Source organism: Haloferax litoreum, from assembly GCF_009674605.1.
In the GTDB taxonomy this organism is placed as follows: domain Archaea; phylum Halobacteriota; class Halobacteria; order Halobacteriales; family Haloferacaceae; genus Haloferax; species Haloferax litoreum.
Map to the genome: position 1 here is coordinate 218,657 of NZ_WKJO01000003.1, position 17,906 is coordinate 236,562.

Annotated in this window: 17 protein-coding genes; 9 read left to right on the top strand and 8 right to left on the bottom strand. The window is 62.7% G+C overall.

The genetic code is table 11. From position 1 onward, the window contains the following. Positions 1 to 10 precede the first annotated feature (10 nt). From GJR96_RS17805 to GJR96_RS17835, 7 genes are all read right to left on the bottom strand, one after another. Positions 11 to 1,381: an MmgE/PrpD family protein gene (locus GJR96_RS17805; protein WP_151164861.1), complete on the bottom strand. Its 1,371-nt coding sequence runs from the start codon at positions 1,379 to 1,381 to the stop codon at positions 11 to 13. 28 nt (positions 1,382 to 1,409) lie between these two features. Continuing rightward, positions 1,410 to 2,738 (bottom strand): MmgE/PrpD family protein, encoded by a 1,329-nt coding sequence (locus GJR96_RS17810; protein WP_151164862.1) that lies wholly within the window; start codon positions 2,736 to 2,738, stop codon positions 1,410 to 1,412. Position 2,739: 1 nt separating this feature from the next. Further along, positions 2,740 to 3,444 (bottom strand): ABC transporter ATP-binding protein, encoded by a 705-nt coding sequence (locus GJR96_RS17815; protein WP_151164863.1) that lies wholly within the window; start codon positions 3,442 to 3,444, stop codon positions 2,740 to 2,742. Next, the gene (locus GJR96_RS17820; protein ID WP_151164864.1) at positions 3,437 to 4,201 is read right to left on the bottom strand and encodes an ABC transporter ATP-binding protein; all 765 of its coding nucleotides are present in this window, start codon (positions 4,199 to 4,201) and stop codon (positions 3,437 to 3,439) included. Before GJR96_RS17820 ends, GJR96_RS17815 begins: the two co-directional genes overlap by 8 nt. Next, entirely contained in the window at positions 4,198 to 5,277 is a 1,080-nt protein-coding gene (locus GJR96_RS17825) for a branched-chain amino acid ABC transporter permease (RefSeq protein WP_151164865.1), read from the bottom strand. Before GJR96_RS17825 ends, GJR96_RS17820 begins: the two co-directional genes overlap by 4 nt. Continuing rightward, the gene (locus GJR96_RS17830; RefSeq protein WP_151164866.1) at positions 5,274 to 6,239 is read right to left on the bottom strand and encodes a branched-chain amino acid ABC transporter permease; all 966 of its coding nucleotides are present in this window, start codon (positions 6,237 to 6,239) and stop codon (positions 5,274 to 5,276) included. The genes GJR96_RS17825 and GJR96_RS17830 overlap by 4 nt, the downstream gene beginning before the upstream one ends. An 85-nt stretch (positions 6,240 to 6,324) precedes the next feature. Then, a complete protein-coding gene (locus GJR96_RS17835) occupies positions 6,325 to 7,647 on the bottom strand; it encodes an ABC transporter substrate-binding protein (protein ID WP_151164867.1) in 1,323 nt (440 codons plus the stop codon). Positions 7,648 to 7,847: 200 nt separating this feature from the next. Between GJR96_RS17835 and GJR96_RS17840 the strand changes: the two genes are divergently transcribed. Beyond that, positions 7,848 to 8,630, top strand: coding sequence for an SDR family NAD(P)-dependent oxidoreductase (locus tag GJR96_RS17840; RefSeq protein WP_151164868.1), 783 nt, complete (start codon positions 7,848 to 7,850; stop codon positions 8,628 to 8,630). Positions 8,631 to 8,656: 26 nt separating this feature from the next. Here the strand turns inward: GJR96_RS17840 and GJR96_RS17845 are convergent, their stop codons facing one another. Continuing rightward, a complete protein-coding gene (locus tag GJR96_RS17845) occupies positions 8,657 to 10,090 on the bottom strand; it encodes an FAD-dependent oxidoreductase (RefSeq protein WP_151164869.1) in 1,434 nt (477 codons plus the stop codon). Between the two features lie 140 nt (positions 10,091 to 10,230). Between GJR96_RS17845 and GJR96_RS17850 the strand changes: the two genes are divergently transcribed. The 8 genes from GJR96_RS17850 (at position 10,231) to GJR96_RS17885 (ending at position 17,841) form a co-directional block, all read left to right on the top strand. Next, on the top strand, positions 10,231 to 10,653 hold the full coding sequence (locus GJR96_RS17850) for a nuclear transport factor 2 family protein (RefSeq protein WP_151164870.1): 423 nt from the start codon (positions 10,231 to 10,233) through the stop codon (positions 10,651 to 10,653). After that, entirely contained in the window at positions 10,650 to 11,627 is a 978-nt protein-coding gene (locus GJR96_RS17855; RefSeq protein WP_151164871.1) for an LLM class flavin-dependent oxidoreductase, read from the top strand. The genes GJR96_RS17850 and GJR96_RS17855 overlap by 4 nt, the downstream gene beginning before the upstream one ends. Before the next feature lie 66 nt (positions 11,628 to 11,693). Beyond that, the gene (locus GJR96_RS17860) at positions 11,694 to 12,353 is read left to right on the top strand and encodes an isochorismatase family protein (protein WP_151164872.1); all 660 of its coding nucleotides are present in this window, start codon (positions 11,694 to 11,696) and stop codon (positions 12,351 to 12,353) included. After that, a complete protein-coding gene (locus GJR96_RS17865; RefSeq protein ID WP_151164873.1) occupies positions 12,350 to 13,750 on the top strand; it encodes a dihydroorotase in 1,401 nt (466 codons plus the stop codon). Before GJR96_RS17860 ends, GJR96_RS17865 begins: the two co-directional genes overlap by 4 nt. A gap of 87 nt (positions 13,751 to 13,837) precedes the next feature. Next, the gene (locus tag GJR96_RS17870) at positions 13,838 to 15,043 is read left to right on the top strand and encodes a CaiB/BaiF CoA transferase family protein (RefSeq protein WP_151164874.1); all 1,206 of its coding nucleotides are present in this window, start codon (positions 13,838 to 13,840) and stop codon (positions 15,041 to 15,043) included. Beyond that, a complete protein-coding gene (locus tag GJR96_RS17875; RefSeq protein ID WP_151164875.1) occupies positions 15,040 to 15,999 on the top strand; it encodes a hydroxymethylglutaryl-CoA lyase in 960 nt (319 codons plus the stop codon). Before GJR96_RS17870 ends, GJR96_RS17875 begins: the two co-directional genes overlap by 4 nt. A gap of 4 nt (positions 16,000 to 16,003) precedes the next feature. Then, positions 16,004 to 17,317 carry a 3-isopropylmalate dehydratase large subunit gene (locus tag GJR96_RS17880; RefSeq protein ID WP_151164876.1) on the top strand — a complete coding sequence of 438 codons (1,314 nt, stop codon included), beginning with the start codon at positions 16,004 to 16,006 and terminating at the stop codon, positions 17,315 to 17,317. Further along, positions 17,314 to 17,841, top strand: coding sequence for a 3-isopropylmalate dehydratase small subunit (locus GJR96_RS17885; protein WP_151164877.1), 528 nt, complete (start codon positions 17,314 to 17,316; stop codon positions 17,839 to 17,841). Before GJR96_RS17880 ends, GJR96_RS17885 begins: the two co-directional genes overlap by 4 nt. The last annotated feature ends 65 nt before the right edge of the window (positions 17,842 to 17,906 follow it).

Below are 17,906 nucleotides of genomic sequence, written 5' to 3' on the forward strand. Positions count from 1 at the left end.
GTGTTCGTTCTCACTCACTTAGTGCGGTGACGACGACCGAGACTGGGGCTGAATCGACTGCGTCGAGCGCTTCGATTGCCTCGTCGGCGCTCTCCGAACCGAGGCCGTACGTGAGCAAGGTCCGGTTTCGGTCCGTAAGTTCCGTCTCGTCGAGTGGGTCGCGATAGTCTCCACGAGGTACGTCACGTTCGCCGACGTATCGTGTTCCGTCGTGGGCGACGAGTTCCACGCGAGCACCCCACTTGTCGGGGAACGCTTCTTCGTACGACTCCTCAGCGTGGAGGTGGACGCGTTCTGTGAGTGCCTGCACCGCTTCGTCTTCGAGGGCGTCGGCGAGGAAGTGGTCGAGAGAGATGGCACCGTCGGCGACCCACCGCGCGAGGACGTACGGCGTGGAGAACTTCGCTGCTGTCAGGGTGGTTGGTCGGGTGTGACTCATGTCGACACCGTTTCGGTAGGTGTACACGTCGATGCGCTCTACGTCATCGGGTTCGATGCCGTCTGCTTCGGCGTCTCGAAGCGCATCCAGTGGGGCGTGCGTGTACCGACAGGAGGGGTACGGTTTGTGATACGCCTCTGTGACCCACCACTCCTCGCCGAGTGAGTCGAACAGGTGGTCGAACGCACCGTCTTCGAGGATGGACTCGAAGGGGTCGTACACCGCTTCCATCGCCGCCGCTGACCCGCGAAGACCGGCCCCTGCGAGTGTCGCGGCACTCACCCCTGCCTGTGCGGAGAACCCCGCCGTGAAGTTCCGTGACGGTGCACCCTCGGCGAAGGGGTCGTGCATCGAGACGACAGCGAGGTTCAGCGCCGTTCGCACCGTCTCACGTATCTCGTCGTCCGAGTGGCCCATACAGACGGCCGCCGTCAACGCCGGCCCGAGCGTCGTCCACGTCGAGTGCGGGTCTCGGATAAGCCACGGAACTGCGTCGTTGAGTCGCGCCTTCATCGCGAAGATGGCGTACTCGAACCGGGTACAGAGTTCGTACGAGCGAACGCACGCATCGACGAACGTCTGGCCGTCGACGTCGTGAGCCTCGGCGACACCGATGGCACCTGCCACGATGCTTGCACCGACGTGTCCGCCTCGGTTGTGGCCTTCTTCTATCTCCTGTGTTATCGCGGCAGTCGTGTTCAAGAGGGCCGCCTGTGCGGGGTCGGTTCGCCTGTCTGTCCCGAGGACCGACGCTGACCCGTCTGCGAGTGTCATCTCTTGGAAGACTGCAGTGTTCTGCGGTGCTGCGGCACCCGCGACAGTGGCCGCGAGTACGTCCGCGACGACGCGCGTACCGGCCGCCCGGACGTGAGGTGGCACCTCGGTGTTCAGAAAGTCGTACACGTGTCGTTCCCAGTCTCGAACCGGTGTCTGTGGAATCATAGGTCTTCGATGAATGAGGAGGGGAGTCTCAGGCCCGAGTCAGGGCACAGAGGACGCGGGGGGCCGCGGGTTCACGGGCGGCGGTCCAGAGGCCGTCGATACTCTCGTCCCCGATGACGGGTGTGACGAGGTGTTCGAACTTGGTCTGAAGGGTGTCATCCGAGAACGGTTCGTGTTCACCACCCCGTGCGGCGCGAACAGCGTGGGTGTACGTGTCTCCGTCGACTGTCTTGATGGTCACGCGTGCCCCACGTTCGTCGGGGGCACGTGAGGCGAACTCTTCGGTGGCGGTGACTTCGACTCGCTTCGCCAGTGCGAGTGTCTCTTCTGTCAGTGCTTCGTCGGTGAACGCCAGTTTCCCGGTGTCTCCAGTAACCAGCGACGACGCGACGGCGAACGGAATCGAGAACTTCGCCTGTAACGCGTTCTTCGGGCGGGTGTTCGAGAGCGACGCGGCGGCCGGGTACGTCTCGACGCCAACCGTCTCGACGTCTGCAGCGTCGAGTTCCTCTGTCTCGGTGAGTGTCTCGACGGCGTCGAGGACGGCGTGGGTGTATCGACACGCGGCGTGGACTTTGAAGTAGCCTCGCTCTATCTCCCAGCGTACGCCCAGTTCGTCGGCGAGGGCGTCTCGGTTCGGTTCGCCAGACGCGACCGACGCGAGGTGCAGTGCGATACCGTCTTCGAGGCCGGTGAACCCCGCTTCGGCCTGCTCGACGGCGACGAGGCCCGAGAGATTGCTCATACCTGCGTAGCTATTTCGGACCGTCGCACCCTCGGTTGCCGCCTCGAACCGCGTGTGCTGTGCGTAGTTCGCTGCGATGCGCATCGCGTCGAGCGTCGTCTCGGCGTCGAGTTCACGGAGGCGAGCGACTGCTGCTGCCGTCCCGACACCGCCCCACACGCCGTGCGGGTGGACGCCGTCTGCCAGCGGCACGACCATCTCGGCGACCCGGACGGCGACTTCGTACCCGGCGACGAACGCGGTCAAGAGTTCGTCACCGCTCCGGTACGACGACTCGCCGTCGGCTAAGAGCGCCGGCAAGACGTGAATCGCTGGGTGGCCCGCCGCGAATCGGTGGCCTTCGTCCAGTTCGAGGACGGTCCCTGCAGTCGCGTTGACGAACGCCGCACGGTACGCAGACGTTCGCTCGCCGGCGGTTCCGAGGATGGTCGCCTGCCCACCGTTTTGGGCTGCCCACCTTCGCGTGAGCGACGACACTGCGGGGTCGGACGCGCCACCGAGGATGACGCCAATCGTATCCGCGATGACGAGGGAACCTCTGGCAGCGACGCCGTCCGGGATATCTCCCCGGTCGAGCGTCGAGACGAACGATGCGAGCGTCGCTTCGTTCATCTCACACCCCGAGGTACGCCTCGACGACGCTGTCGTCTTCGAGGAGTTCGGAACCGCTCGCAGTCATGCTGATTCGGCCGTTCTCCATCACGTACCCGCGGTCGGCCACTTGGAGCGTCTGTTGGACGTTCTGTTCGACCATGAGGACGGTCACGCCTTGTTCGTGAATCTCTTCGACCACGTCGAACACTTCTTGGACGAGTTGTGGTGCGAGTCCAATCGACGGTTCGTCGAGGATGAGGAGGTCCGGTTCGCCCATCAGGGCGCGTGCGAGCGTCAGCATCTGCTGTTCGCCACCGGACATCGTCCCGGCGCGTTGCTTCTTGCGCTCTTCGAGTCGCGGGAACAGGTCGAGCATCTCCGCGAGGTTCTCCTCGCGGTTCGCGATTGCCTCGTCGGTCTGTGCACCGAGGAGGAGGTTGTCTATCACGCTCATGTTGGTGAACAGGTCCCGGTTCTCGGGGACCTGCACGATACCTCGCTCGACGATTTCGTGCGATGGTTTGGTGTGAATCTCCTCACCGCGGTAGGTGATACGTCCGTGACTCGGCGAGAGGATGCCACATATCGTCCGCATCGTCGTGGTCTTCCCCGCGCCGTTCGACCCGATGAGCGCGACGATTTCTCCCTCGTCGACGTGCATGTCCACGCCGTGGAGCACTTCTATCTCGTCGTACCCCGCGCGGACGCCTTCGAGTTCAAGCATCGGCGTCGAACCCTCCGATGTACGCCTCGATGACGCGGTCGTCTTCGACGACTTCGCTTGGTTTGCCGAAGGCGATTCCTTGGCCCTGGTCGAGGACCTTCACGTAGTCTGAGATGTTCATGATGGCTTTCATGTCGTGTTCGATGATGAGGAGGCTCGTCCCCCGTTCCCGTAACTGCCGAAAGAGGTCGAGCATCTGATTCGACTCCTGTGGCGTCAATCCCGCCATAATCTCGTCGAGGAGCAAAATCTTCGGCCGCGTCGAGATAGCGCGCGCGAGTTCGAGGCGCTTCTGGGCCCCGACCGTGAGTTCGCCCGCTTCTTCTTCGACACGGTCGGCGAGGCCGACGAATTCGAGGTTTTCGAGCGCGATTTCGCGTGCTTCGCGCCGCCGTCGGGTGTGGATGTGCGCGCCGACCATCGCGTTTTCGACGACGGTGAGTTCCTCCAGTGGCCGCGTAATCTGGAACGTCCGCGCGAGTCCCGCCCGTGCAACCTTGTGTGCGGGAAGGCCGGAGATGACGTTGCCTTCTAACCTGACCGTCCCCGACGTCGGCGGGAACGCTCCGCTGATACAGTTGAACAGCGTCGTCTTACCGGCACCGTTGGGGCCGATGAGCCCGATAATCTCGCCACTGTTGACCGTCATGTCTACGTCTTGGAGTGCTTGCAGACCCGCGAAGCGCTTTCCGACGCCTTCGACGGTCAAGAGAGTCTCGCCGTCTCGTTCGGTCGATTGGTGGTCCATATTCGTCATTGTTCGCTCACCTCCGTGTCACCGCGAACGCGGTTCCAGAGGGCGCGGGCCCGACTCGGCCAACTCACTACACCGCGTGGGGAGTAGATGACGATAGCGACGAGGAACGCACCGTAGATGATGCGGTCGAGTCCGTTGATGTCGGTGAACGTCGTCCGTGCAATCTCACTGACTGGCGTGACGATGAACGACCCGACGATGGGTCCGATGAGCGTCCCCGGTCCACCGACGACGGCGGGGAGGAGTATCTCGACGTTCTTGAACAGCGCAAACACGGTGTCTGGTCGGATGGTGTTGAAGTACATCGACCAGTACGCGCCACCGAGCGCGGTGAAGAACGCACTCACTGCGACGCCGATGAGTTTGTACCTGAACGACGGCACGCCGACGCTCGCGGCGGCCCGTTCGTCCTCGCGGATGGCGAAGAAGTACAGACCGACCCAGGAGTTCTTGATGGCCCACGAGATGACCGTCACGACGAGGAGGAACCCCACGATGACGTAGTAGTACGGGAGGTCGCTCTGGAACTGGAACGCAGCGAGGCCGTACTCGGCACCGTAGTCACGGGGGAACGGTTTGAAGTAGCCGTTAGCCCCGCGCAGTTCCGACATGTTCGTGACGACGAACCGCAGCAGTTCGGCGAACGCGAGCGTCGCCAGCGCGAAGTAGTGTCCCTTGAGATTGAAGCGGAACGTGAGGGCACCGATGAGGAGGCCGTACAGTCCGGCGATGATGCCCGCGACGAGCATCCCAATCCAGGGATTGATGGCGAAGTCGACGAGGAGTTTCTGCGTCGCGTACGCGCCGATTCCGAAGAACGCCGCGTGACCGAACGAGAACTGCCCAGTGTACCCGGACATGATGTTCCACGACTGGGCGGTGTAGGCGTAGATGACGGTCAAGATGAGCACTTTCAGGCTCAAGGTGGCCGCGAGTTCCATCCCGGCCACGTCGATTTCGATGATGAACGGGAGCGCGGCGAGGAGCGCGAAGAGAACGACTCCCTTCACGAGTGGTGCGAACCGCTGGTCGTCGAACGTCTGGTAACTCTCACGAACGGAGTCGAGGGTGCTCATGCGTTCGCACCTCCGAAGAGACCCTCAGGTTTCACCAGCAGTGTTCCGATGAACAAGAGGAAGATGAGCACCTGTGAGGTCGTTCCCGGGAGGTAGTACCCTCCGAACACCTGAATCATGCCGACGATGAGTCCACCGACGAACGCCCCGGGGAACGACCCGAGACCGCCGAGGATGACGATGACGAAGGCGTTGATGAGGTACGTCTCACCGGTGAACGGGTCGAACCGCTGGAAGAGTGCGATGGACCCGCCGGCCACACCCGCGAGTGCTGCGCCGATACCGAAGGTGAGGTAGTTGATTTGCGGGACGTTGATGCCGACGTAGCGGGCACCGTCGCGGTTGTCCGCCGTGCCGCGAATCTTGCGACCGAGGTCGGTCCGGTTCAAGAACGCGCGGACGCCGAGCATCGTGCCCAGGGCGATGAGGAGGGCGTAGAACTGGCCGAGCGGGATGAACACGCCACCGACCTGCACGGACCCGAGCGAGAGTTCGACTTGCTGTGGGTCCGGCGTGAAGATAATCTCGATGGCGGATTGGATTATCAGCAACACGCCGAGGGTGGCGATGAGTTGGTTCTGTTGGGGTGCCTCGATGATTGGTTCGACCGTCAAGACGTGGACGCCGATACCCAAGACGAACAAGACGAGTGCCGCGATGGGGATGCCGACGAACGGGCTGATTCCGACTGTGGTCGAGACCAACCAGACCGTGTACATCCCGACGACGAGGAACACGCCGTGGGCGAAGTTGATGACGTCCATGACGCCGAATATCATCGTCAGACCCAGTGCCGTGAGTGCGTACACGCCTCCGAGGAGGAGGCCGAACGCGAGCAACTGGAGGAGAACCGGCTCCATGTTGGCGACGTCGGTCAGGAACTGTGCAAACGGATCGGTGAATCGGCCGAGACCACCACCTTGCAGTGGGAGTGGTGCGACCGATGTGACTAGGTGTCGCATGCGGTGTCTACGCTCGGGGATTGTTGGCAACTGCCATAAAAGGTAACCATCTTTTTTGCGGCGATTCGTTGACGTGTACGCGAAATTAGACCTGTGGGTCGGCCTCCGCGTACTCGTCGGGGTAGACGACCTTGACCGAGAGGTCCTGGACCTGATTGACCGGTCCGAGGGCGTTGACGTTCTCACCCTCCTCGTCGAACTCGATGGTGCCCATCGCGGAGATGTGGTCGTCGTACTGGAGGTTCTTCAACGCCTCGTTGATGTCGTCGGGGTCGTCGCTACCCGCTTCTTCGACCGCTTGGATGATGACCTCTGCCGAAGTGTAGGCCATCCCGACGGACGCGGAGAACTCCTGGTCGTAGTTATCGGTGAACTGCGACCGAACTTCTGCGGTCTTGTCGATGGTCGGGTTCAGCGCGTAGTTGTTGTCCATGACGCCGTTGGCGAACTCGCCGATGTCGGCGATAGCATCGTCGTCGGTGAACGTCGCCGACGCGGAGGCAGTCAGGTGCGGTGGACGGTAGTCCTGGTCTTGCAGGGCCTGTGCGAGGAGCACACCGCCGGCGACGTACGTCGTGGCGATGATGGTGTCGGGGTCGGCGCTGCGGAGTTTCGAGACTTGCGTGTTGGCGTTCGACGCGCCGAACTCGATAGCCGTCTCCTCGACGATTTCGACGTTCTGCTGCGGGAGGAACTCCCGGAGACTGTCGCGAATCGCCTGCCCGTAACTGTTGTTGATGTAGAACAGACCCGCCGTGTCGATGGTGCCGCCACCGTCACGGATGACCTGTGGAACGAGGTCCGCGTAGTCGCTCGCCAGACGGCGCGCCGGTGGTTGTGGGCGGTAGACGTAGTTGAACCCACGACCCTGAATGATGTTGTCCGCCGCCGCGATGGAGACGACGAACGGAACACCCTGTCGCTCGGCGACCTGTGTCGCCGCCGTCGTCACCGGCGAGGAGTAACACCCGGTGAGGACGTGTGCCCCGTCGCTGAGCAGTTCTTCGCTCACTTGACCGCCGAGTTCCTGTTTCCCTTGGTTGTCGCCCTCGATGACTTTCACCTGTGCGCCACCGAGTGACTCGATGCCACCTTCCTCGTTCTTCCGCATCGCGGCGAGTTTGATGGCGTTGCTCATCCCGACGCCCGTGGCGGCGAGGCCACCGGACAACGGGTGGTTCGAACCGATGATAATCTCCTCGACCGATTGTTCGGGAGTTCCGGTCGTCGTCCCTTGGTCTCCTCCGGACCCACCGGAGTCGCCGCCGGAGTCACCGCCCGAACCGCCGCCGCTGCCGCCAGCGTCGTCGCTCGTACATCCAGCTAGTGTCAGTGCCGCGACGCTCGCGCCCGTTGCTTTGAGGAAGCGTCGCCTGTTGCTCGTCGAAGACTTGAGAGTCTTACCCATGGCAATCGTTCTCGGGGTTAGAGGGTATAAGTAATAAATACTAGCGTACTCGTTCTGTCACGTTCCGGTGACGTTCGTGTTCTGGATGTGGTCTATACTCGGCTCTCTGGCTCTCTCTGCTTAGAATAGCAGGATTCACCTCCTGCTCAGTGTGTGGGGGGCTAACACACGTTCATTACACTCCACGCTGTACGCGTTTCATGGTCACATCCAGTCCGGACCAGTCGGTGCCGAACGAACACACGTTCGAGAACCAAACTGTGGTCGTCACGGGAACGGCGAGTGGAATCGGGCAGGCGTGCGCGCAGACGTTCGTCGACGCCGGTGCGACAGTCGTCGGTGGCGATAGGACAGACCAGAACGAGACAGCAGAGGTGTGTGCGGGTGGGTCGGGGTCGTTTCGGGCCGTCACCGTAGACGTCACCGACGAGACGGACGTCGCTCGACTCGTGGACACCGCAGTCGAGACGGGTGGAATCGACGTGGTGGTCAACGTGGCAGGCATCATCCGACGAGGGCCCGTGGCAGAGTTGTCGGATTCCGACTGGACGGACTCACTCGACGTGAACCTCACTGGGCCGTTTCGTCTCTGCCGAGCGGCGGCACCTCATCTGAAAACAGACGGTGGGGCCGTCGTGAACGTCTCGTCTATCTACGGACAAGTTGGTGCGGCCGGTCGGGCTAGTTACGTCACGTCGAAAGCAGGGGTGGAGGGACTCACTCGGACGCTCGCGGCGGAGTGGGGCCCCGATGGCGTCCGCGTCAACGCCGTCGCCCCCGGGTACATTCGGACGCCGATGACCGAACCGTTCGAAGACGACGCCGATGCACTCGACAGGTTCCGGTCGCTGTCGGCGCTCGAACGAGTCGGCGACCCGGAAGAAGTGGCGTCTGTCGTCGCATTTCTCGCGGGGGATAGGGCGAGCTTCGTCACTGGTGAGACGATACTCGTAGACGGTGGAAGAGCGACAGTCGAAACGTAGTGGCGGTGGCTGTGGTCCGCAGACGCCTATTCGAACGACTCTCTCGCGTGGATGCCGGCGAGACGGCCGTACCCGAGCGCAGTCGTCAACCCGTTCCCAGAGAGATAGCCGCCTGCACCATGTCCGCTGATGCCGCAGGCCGTGCCGCCACCGGCGTAGAGATTTGAGACCACACTTCCGTCGGTTCGGAGGACACGCGCGTGTTTGTCGACGACGAGGCCACCCTGCGTGTGGAAGAGTGACCCGGTGACTTTGGTCCCGTAGAACGGCGCTTCGAGCGGGTGGGTTCCGTCGACGCGGCCGACTTCGTCGGGTTCGCCTGCCGACGCGGCCTCGTTGTACGCGGCGATGGTCTCTGCGGCACGCTCCCCGTCGGCCCCGAGTCTGTCTGCGAGTTCCGCGACGGAGTCTGCGCTGTGGTAGGTGCCGTGTTCGACTGCTTCGTCGAAGTCGTCGAACTCGCCCTGTAACTTCTCGAAGATGCGTTCGTCGAACAGTTGGACCGCCTGTCCGCCGGGTTGCTTCAGCACGTCGATGGCGAACTCGCTGTAGCCCGACGACTCGTCGCCGAAGCGTTCGCCGTCTTCGTTGACGAGGACGCCGCCGTTCATCGTGACAGCGTAGGTAGAGAGCATCCCCGTCTGACTCGCGACAGTCGCGTGTCCCTGATAGGCGTCCATGCACGCGAGTTCGCCGCCGAGTTCCGCGCCGAAGCGGACGCCGTCGCCGGTGTTTCCATCGGACCCGAAGTACAGCGCTCGTTCGACGTCTTCCTCACAGTACTCGGTAATCATCTCGTGGTTCCCCGCGAACCCGTCCGTCGCGAGGATGACCTTCTCTGCCTCGATTGCCTCGTCGTGGGTGAGGCCAGCGACGACGCCGCGGACAGCACCGTCTTCGGCGACGAGTTTCGTGACGGGTGCGTTCGTCAGCAGTTCGATGTTCGGTGCGTCTTCGACCCGTTCGACGAGTTCTGCGACCAGATTCTCACCGTTTCTCCCGTCGGGGGCGTGCATCCGAAACTCGGAGTGTTTGGGATATTTGAAGTCGTCGACGAGGTGAAGCGTGACGTCCCAGTCGTCGACCAGCCAGTGGATGAGGTTCGCGCTCTCCTCGCAGAGGTACGTGACGCGTTCTTCGTCGGCTTGATAGTCGTTCTTCTCCAGAATATCCCGTGCCATGTCGGCGGGCGTCTCTTCGATACCCGCCTCCCGCTGGAGTCGCGTCCCCGCCGCGGGAATCATCCCCGTCGAAAGCGAGGTATTGCCACCGCAGTGTGGTGCCTTCTCTAAGACCGTTACGCGAATCTCCGGATTCTCGCTGGCCGCCAGCGCGGCGACTAACCCTGTTCCACCGCCGCCAGCGACGAGAACGTCAGTGTCGATGTCCCACTCGATGTCCGACACCGAGACAACTTCCGCGACGCTATCGCTGGGTGTACGCGCTGCTTGCTCGTCCATGGACCCTGCTAGTCAGACTCTCTCGTAAAACTACCGCCAGCGGTTGGACTTCGCTCGCGTACGCGACTGAAACACGTGGCGAGCAGCGTGTCTGTCGAAATGAGGTGAAAAACTATGGTGGTTGGGAACACGCTGAAACTATGGACTCACCACGGGTCATCGTCGAAGAGTTCTTCGACCGGATGGAAGACGACAGGCGAAAGACCGTCGGCGACCTGTTCGCCGAGGACGCGGTCATCACACTCCCCGGCGCGACGTTCGAGGGACCGACCGCGGCGTACGATTTCCTCGACTTCCTCGCGCCACGATACGAGTGGGCGGCGAAGGAGTTCGACCGCTGGATAGAAGCGGGCGACACCGTCGTCAGTATCGGCCGACTCTACGGCGTCGACAACGACGGTGTCGAGTTCGAAGACGTGCGGTACGTCGACGTGTACGAAGTCCGCCGTGGACTCATCGAACGACTCGACATCTGGAACGACTTGGCAGCAGATGGTGTCGTCCCTATCGAGGCACCCGACCCCACCACGGAAGGGGTAGCGGAACCGCGGGACGCTGAATGAGCGAGCGGATTGGCGTCCTCTTCGCACTCCGAGACGACCCCTCGCTGGTCGTCCGCGCGGAAGAACTGGGGTACGAGTCGGCGTGGGCGGCGGAAGGACAGGGAAAGACCGCATTCGGAAAACTGGAGCGCTGGGCCGTCCACACCGACGAAATCGGTCTCGCGACGGGCATCGTCAACGTGTTCTCGCGCACGCCAGCGACGCTCGCGGCGGCGACGGCGACGCTTGACGCGCACTCGAACGGTCGCGCGATTCTCGGCCTCGGTGTCGCCCACCCCGGCGTCGTCGAGACGTTCCACGGCGTCCCGTTCGAGCGTCCACTCTCCCGGATGCACGAGTATGTCGAACTCGTCCGGCGGTATCTCCGGGGTGACGCAGACTCGTTCGACGGCGAGTTCTTCACGCCCGAGCGAACGAGTTTCTGGGATGCCTTCGAACCAGTCCGCGACGAGGTACCTATCTACAACGGGGCACTCGGTCCCTCGAACGTCAGGCTCACCGGACAGGTGGCCGACGGATGGCTTCCCAACCTCTATCCGCGCCCTCAGTTCGAGGAGGCGATGGGATGGCTCGAAACGGGTGCTGAACGCGCCGGACGCGACGTCTCCGACGTCGACGTGGCGATGTACGTCCTCACGTCGGTCCACGAGGACCCAGACGAGGCGCACCGTTCTGCCGCCGAACACGTCGCGTACTACCTGCGCGATGTCCCCGGATACTACGACCGGGCGGCCAAGGAGGCCGGATTCGCCGACGAAGTCGAAGCCGTTCGAGCCGCACCGACGACTGAGGCCGGCGCAAAGCAGATTTCAGCCGACTTCCTCTCACCCCTCGGCATCGTCGGGACGCCGGCCGACGCCCGGGAGCGACTCGACGAACTGCGTGAGATGGGTGTCGACCTCCCCATCGTCCGGGCACCCGGCGGCGTGGAGAGAGACTGGGTCGCGCGAATGCTGGAGGTGTTCGCCCCGTAACATGTGCACGCGTATGTGTGCCGTACTTTTATGCTGGATGCCATCGCATCTCAGTCGAAGCGAGTCATGACAGACCGTATCTGGGAGGACCTGCTATCCGAACAGGATAAACAGGTCATCACGAAGGCTGGTTACGACAAGGAGGGCGCGTCGTCGTGGGAGTCGCGCGGCATGGGCGAGAACCCGATGGTTCTCGTCATCGACATGCAGCGACTCATCGTCGGCGAGAACGTCCCCATCCTCGACGCCGTCGAGGAGTACCGCACCGCGATGGGCGACATCGCGTGGAACGCAATCGAGTACATCGACCCGTTTCTCGACTTCGCGCGCGAGGAAGGACTCCCGGTGACGTACACCCGTGTCGTCCCGTCGAGTTACGACGACCCGGACCACCCGGACCTCGACATCGTCGACCCCGTCGCACCTGAAGAGGGTGATACCGTCGTCGACAAGTCCTACGCCTCGGCGTTCTACGGGACCGACTTACTCTCTCGACTCGTCCGCGGTGACCACGACTCGGTCATCATCGTCGGCAACTCCACGAGCGGATGTGTGAGGGCGACGGCAGTCGACGCGAAGCAAAACGGATTCAGCGTCATCTTGCCACAGGAGTGTATCTTCGACCGAATCGAGGCATCCCACAAGATTGGTCTCCTCGACCTGTGGATGAAGTACGCCGAGGTGCTGGAGACCGAAGAAGTTCAGTCGTGGGTCGAGACGCTATGACGTACGACCTCGTCATCTCGAACGGGACTGTCGTCACACCCGAACACGGGACCTTCGAGGCCGACGTTGCGGCCGATGGGGAGACCATCGCCGCAATCGCCGCACCGGGGACGCTCTCGGGTGAGACAGAAATCGACGCGACTGGGAAGTACGTCCTCCCCGGCGCAATCGACCCGCACACCCACCACGGCATCTACCGTGGACTGGAAGCGGACGCCGAGTCCGAGTCCAAGTCCGACCTCGTCGGCGGCGTGACCACGATTGGCAACTACTTCCGTCGTGCTGGCGCGTACGCCGACATCATGCCGGGGTACTTCGACGAGGCCGAACCGAACTACTACCACGATTACTTCTTCTCGCTCGGCTTGCTCTCGATGGAGCACGTCGAAGAGATTCCGACCATCATCGACGAGTTCGGTATCACGACGTTCAAGTGGTACATGAACTACAAGTATTCCGCACGGGAGAAGTTCGGCGTCGACTGCGACATGAAAGACGACTTCGGCGACGCATTCGTCCAGAAACTCGCCGAACAGGACGTGCCGACCACGCTCGGCTATCACTCCGAGAACGTCGAGATAACGAACGCACTCGCCGGCGGCAACGTCTATCTGGAATCCGAATCCGACGACACCGGTGCCGACGCGGACGAAGGCTACGAAGTGATGGTCGAGGAGTTCCCCGGATACGCAGAGACCCAGAGTATGGTCGCGGGGTCGTCGCTCGCGAAAGTCCACGGGTACGACGACCGATTCTACGCGGTCCACATCTCCGCCGGACAGACCGCAGACGAACTCGCCGCGCTTCACGACGCCGGGTACGAGACGTGGGGCGAGACCTGTATCCACTACCTCACACTCACGACCGACGAGTGCGACGAACGGATGAAGGTCAATCCCCCAGTTCGGTCGAAAGAGGACCAAGAGACACTCTGGAAACGCCTCGCCGACGGAACTATCTCGACTATCGGCACCGACCACTGTGCCAACCTCGCCGAGAACAAGTTCGGTGACGGCATCCGCGATAGTCTCCTCGGGTTCCCCTCGACACCGGTGATGTTGCCGCTCATCCTCTCCGAGGGTGTCAACGAAGGCCGCATCTCACTGGAACGCGCCGTGGAGGTCACGAGTACGAACGCCGCGAAGGCGTTCAACCTCTATCCCAAGAAGGGGACGGTTCGCGTCGGAAGCGACGCCGACCTCGTCGTCGTCGACCTCGACGAGACGAAGACGGTGACGCCCGAACTCCTGCACAGCGTCAGCGGGTACTCGCCCTACGAGGGCCGCGACGTGACGGGGTGGCCGACACAGACCGTCGTGAAAGGCCAACTCGCCTACGACGACGGCGACATCGTCGGCACGAAGGGACACGGGACGCACGTCGACCGGCCAGTCTGACTCCCACCACTGCATCGATACTACCGACCACGGACACTGAACCATCGGACGAACGCACCACGACAACACGAACGAGATACGCACGATATGACAGACGACACGAACGGACCACTCGACGGCCTCGTCGTCCTCGAAGCAGGGTCGATGATATCTGGCCCGACTGTCGGCCGCTTCATGGCCGACTTCGGGGCGACGGTCATCAAAATCGAACACCCGAAGTTCGGCGACCACATCCGCCGATTCGGCCCGCAGAAAGACGGCGTCGGCCTCTGGCACAAGTACCTCTCGCGGAACAAGCAATCGATAACTCTGAACATCTCCACCGAGGAGGGTGCAGCGGTGTTCGAGGACCTCGTCAGCGAGGCGGACCTCCTCATCGAGAACTTCCGACCGGGCACCCTCGAACGCTGGGGAGTCGGGTGGGAGGACCTCTCCGAGGTGAACTCCGACCTCGTCATGCTCCGCATGTCCGGGTTCGGCCAGACGGGACCGTACTCCGAGCGCCCCGGGTTCGGAACGCTCGCGGAGGCGATGTCCGGATTCGCCTACCTGAACGGCTTTCCAGACTCGCCACCGCTCCTCCCACCGACGGGACTGGCAGACAACATCGCGGCGTTGTTCTCGACGTTCGCGGTGATGTTCGCACTCTACCACCGCGACGTCCACGGGGGCGGCGGCCAGTACATCGACACGAGTCTCATCGAACCAATCTTCGGCTTACTCGGCCCGCAACCACTCAGGTACGACCAACTCGGTGAGGTAGAAGCCCGGTCGGGTAATCGCTCGACGTCCTCTGCCCCGCGGAACGTCTACCGAACTGGCGACGACCGTTGGGTCGCAATCTCCGCCAGTGCGCAACCCCTCGCAGAACGGACGTTCGAGGCCATCGGTCGTCCCGAACTGAAAGACGACCCACGCTTCGAGACCAACGAAGACCGACTGGAACACGTCGACGAACTCGACCACATCATCCAAGACTGGATGGACGACCACACCCGCGAGGAAATCCTCACTGCGTTCGAAGAAGCAGACGCGACGCTCGCGCCGGTCTACAACGTCGAAGACATCCTGAACGACGAACACTACCAGGCCCGTGAGGCGTTCTTGACCATCGACGACCCGGACCTCGGCGACGCCGTCGTCCAGAACGTCTTCCCCAAGTTCTCGAAGACGCCGGGGAGCGTCGAGTACCTCGGCCCCAGTCTCGGTGAACACAACGAGACGGTGTTCCGGGAACGACTCGGCTACGACGACGAATTCCTCGCCGAACTCGAAACGGACGGTGTCATATGAACTTACTCACAGAACTCCCAGACCAGATTCACGTCGTCGAGATGTTGCCCCGCGACGGGTTCCAGCGACTCGACGAGTTCGTCCCGACCGACGAGAAAGTCGAGATAATCGACACGCTCTCGGAGACTGGTGTCGACGAAATCGAAATCTCGTCGTTCACGCACCCGAAGGCCGTCCCGACGCTTCGAGACGCCGACGAGGTGGCGAAGAAAATCACCCGCAACGACGACGTCACCTACCGCGCCCTCGTTCCGAACCTCGTCGGCATGGAACGCGCCGTCGAGGCCGAGGTAGACAAAGTGAACGCCCTCGTCACGGTGAGCGAGACGTACACGGAGAACAACCAGAACCGGACGCGCGAAGCGGTCCTCGCCGAGATGGACGACATCGTCGAACTCGCCCACGACCACGGCATCGAAGTCGAAGCGGGCATGGGGACGAGTTTCTACTGTCCGTACGAGGGCCAGATAGACGCAGAAGAGACGCTCGCAGTCGTCGACAGTGTCGTCGACTCCGGCGTCGACGAAGTGACGCTCGCGACGACGATGGGTCTCGCGAACCCCGTAGAGATTACTGAGCGATTCAGCGCCGCGTTCGAGGCCCACCCGGACCTCGACATGGGGTTACACCTCCACGACACGAACGGGATGAGTCTCGCGAACACCCTCGCCGCGATGGCAGTCGGCGTCGACCGCTTCGACGCGTCCGTCTGCGGCCTCGGCGGCGGCGTCGTCCTCCCTGAGGGGATGTCCGGCGTCGGAAACACGCCGACAGAAGACCTCGTCCAGATGCTCACACGGATGGGCGTCGACCACGGCGTCGATTTCGACCGCATCGAAGCCGCCGCCCACGACGTGTCCGACCGCCTCGGACTCGGGGCGACGAGTCACGTCCTCATGGGTGGGACGGTCGAGCGTGTGCTCGAAACCGTCGCCGCCGACAAACAGGAGAACTGAACACATGACCGGAAAGACACTCGCAGAGAAACTCCTCTCGGAGAAGTCTGGGACCGACGCCCGCGCCGGCGACTACGTCGAAGCAGAAATCGACGTGGCGATGGCGCACGACATCACGGGGCCACTCGCGTTCCAGACGTTCCACGAGGTGGCGGGCGAGGACGCCGACCTGTTCGCGCCCGACCGTACCATCTTCACAATCGACCACCACGCCCCCGCCGACGGGGTACAGGCCGCGAACAATCACAACGCCGTCCGTGACTTCGCCGCCAAACACGGCGCGAACCAGTTCGACGTCGGTGACGGCATCTGTCACGCCGTTCTCGTCGAAGAGGGATTCGTCTCGCCCGGTGACCTCGTCATCGGGGCGGACTCCCACTCGACGACGTACGGCGGTCTGGGCGCGTTCGGAACCGGCGTCGGGTCCACCGACCTCGGCACCGCGTTGGCGTCCGGCGAACTCTGGTTCCGCGTCCCGCAGACGATGCGCTTCGAAGTCGACGGCGACCTGCAAGACGGCGTCTACGCGAAAGACCTGATACTGCGGTTCATCGGCGACGTTGGCTTCGACGGATGTACTTACAAGGCCGCGGAGTACGCCGGGAGCACCATCGAATCGCTCCCTATCCACGAACGACTCGTCTTGTCGAACATGGCCATCGAGATGGGCGGCAAGACGGGTCTCGTCGCGCCCGACGACCGAACTGCCGCGTATCTCGAACGCCAGACGGGGAACGAAATCGACCTCGACGACGCGTTCCGCTCAGACGACGACGCCGACTACGAGTCGGTCCACACCTACGATGCCGCCGAGTTGGCACCGCAGGTGTCCAAGCCGTCGAACCCGGAGAACGCCGTCGACGTGACTGACGTCGAAGGGACCGAAATCGACCAACTGTTCGTCGGAACGTGTACTAACGGCCGCTACGAGGATATCAAAATCGTCGCCGACATCCTCGAAGGCGAGACGCTCGCCCCGAACGTTCGGATGGTCGTCGTCCCGGCGTCGAAATCGGTCTACAGGCACATGCTAAACACGGGCGTCTTCCAGACACTCACCGATGCCGGTGCAGTCATCCAGAACGCTGGGTGTGGACCCTGTGCGGGGTACCACCAGGGCGTACTCGGAGACGGTGACGTGTGTCTCGCCACGGCGAATCGGAACTTCCCCGGACGCGAAGGCTCGATGGAGTCGAACGTGTACCTCGCGAGTCCGGCAACCGTCGGTGCGAGCGCACTCTACGGTGAGATTACGGACCCGAGGAACATTCAGACGAATCGCTACGACGACACCATCTTCGCGGAGGTGCTGCCATGACGGACTCGAATACGACCTCCGGGGGGACGAACCCGAGCGACCCGGCGCGCGCGTGGGTCTTCGGCGACAACATCGACACCGACCAGATAACGCCGTCGCGCTTCATCGTCTCGTCCGACCCCGACGAACTCGCACAACACGCGTTCGAAGACCTGCGACCGGAGTTCTCCGACTCTGTCGAACCGGGCGACTTCGTCGTCGCGGGCGAGAACTTCGGAAGCGGGTCGTCGCGCGAACACTCGCCGCTCTCACTCGTCGGTGCGGGCGTCTCGGGCGTCGTCGCCCAGTCGTTCGCGCGTATCTTCTTCCGAAACGCCATCAATCTCGGCTTGCCGGTCCTCATCTGCCCGGGCGCGGATGCCATCGACGACGGCGACGAGATTCACATGGACTTGGACACAGGCATCGTCGTCAACCACACGAAAGACGAACAGTACGACGCGGAGGCACTCCCGGAGTTCCTCCAGTCGCTGGTCGAACAAGGAGGATTGAAAGCGTACACGAAAGCGAAACTCGGTCGTTGAGCGGGCACTCGACGGTCGAATCCGACGAATCGACACCAGACGACAACAGTGGCACCCACTGACTC

Bases quoted from the DNA above. Each gene is read 5' to 3' on its own strand.
- GJR96_RS17860 (WP_151164872.1), top strand. From the start codon at position 11,694: ATGACAGACCGTATCTGGGAGGACCTGCTATCCGAACAGGATAAACAG.
- GJR96_RS17840 (WP_151164868.1), top strand. From the start codon at position 7,848: ATGGTCACATCCAGTCCGGACCAGTCGGTGCCGAACGAACACACGTTC.
- GJR96_RS17820 (WP_151164864.1), bottom strand. From the start codon at position 4,201: ATGACGAATATGGACCACCAATCGACCGAACGAGACGGCGAGACTCTC.
- GJR96_RS17810 (WP_151164862.1), bottom strand. From the start codon at position 2,738: ATGAACGAAGCGACGCTCGCATCGTTCGTCTCGACGCTCGACCGGGGA.
- GJR96_RS17855 (WP_151164871.1), top strand. From the start codon at position 10,650: ATGAGCGAGCGGATTGGCGTCCTCTTCGCACTCCGAGACGACCCCTCG.
- GJR96_RS17815 (WP_151164863.1), bottom strand. From the start codon at position 3,444: ATGCTTGAACTCGAAGGCGTCCGCGCGGGGTACGACGAGATAGAAGTG.
- GJR96_RS17845 (WP_151164869.1), bottom strand. From the start codon at position 10,090: ATGGACGAGCAAGCAGCGCGTACACCCAGCGATAGCGTCGCGGAAGTT.
- GJR96_RS17880 (WP_151164876.1), top strand. From the start codon at position 16,004: ATGACCGGAAAGACACTCGCAGAGAAACTCCTCTCGGAGAAGTCTGGG.
- GJR96_RS17850 (WP_151164870.1), top strand. From the start codon at position 10,231: ATGGACTCACCACGGGTCATCGTCGAAGAGTTCTTCGACCGGATGGAA.
- GJR96_RS17835 (WP_151164867.1), bottom strand. From the start codon at position 7,647: ATGGGTAAGACTCTCAAGTCTTCGACGAGCAACAGGCGACGCTTCCTC.
- GJR96_RS17875 (WP_151164875.1), top strand. From the start codon at position 15,040: ATGAACTTACTCACAGAACTCCCAGACCAGATTCACGTCGTCGAGATG.
- GJR96_RS17825 (WP_151164865.1), bottom strand. From the start codon at position 5,277: ATGAGCACCCTCGACTCCGTTCGTGAGAGTTACCAGACGTTCGACGAC.
- GJR96_RS17870 (WP_151164874.1), top strand. From the start codon at position 13,838: ATGACAGACGACACGAACGGACCACTCGACGGCCTCGTCGTCCTCGAA.
- GJR96_RS17865 (WP_151164873.1), top strand. From the start codon at position 12,350: ATGACGTACGACCTCGTCATCTCGAACGGGACTGTCGTCACACCCGAA.
- GJR96_RS17805 (WP_151164861.1), bottom strand. From the start codon at position 1,381: ATGATTCCACAGACACCGGTTCGAGACTGGGAACGACACGTGTACGAC.
- GJR96_RS17830 (WP_151164866.1), bottom strand. From the start codon at position 6,239: ATGCGACACCTAGTCACATCGGTCGCACCACTCCCACTGCAAGGTGGT.
- GJR96_RS17885 (WP_151164877.1), top strand. From the start codon at position 17,314: ATGACGGACTCGAATACGACCTCCGGGGGGACGAACCCGAGCGACCCG.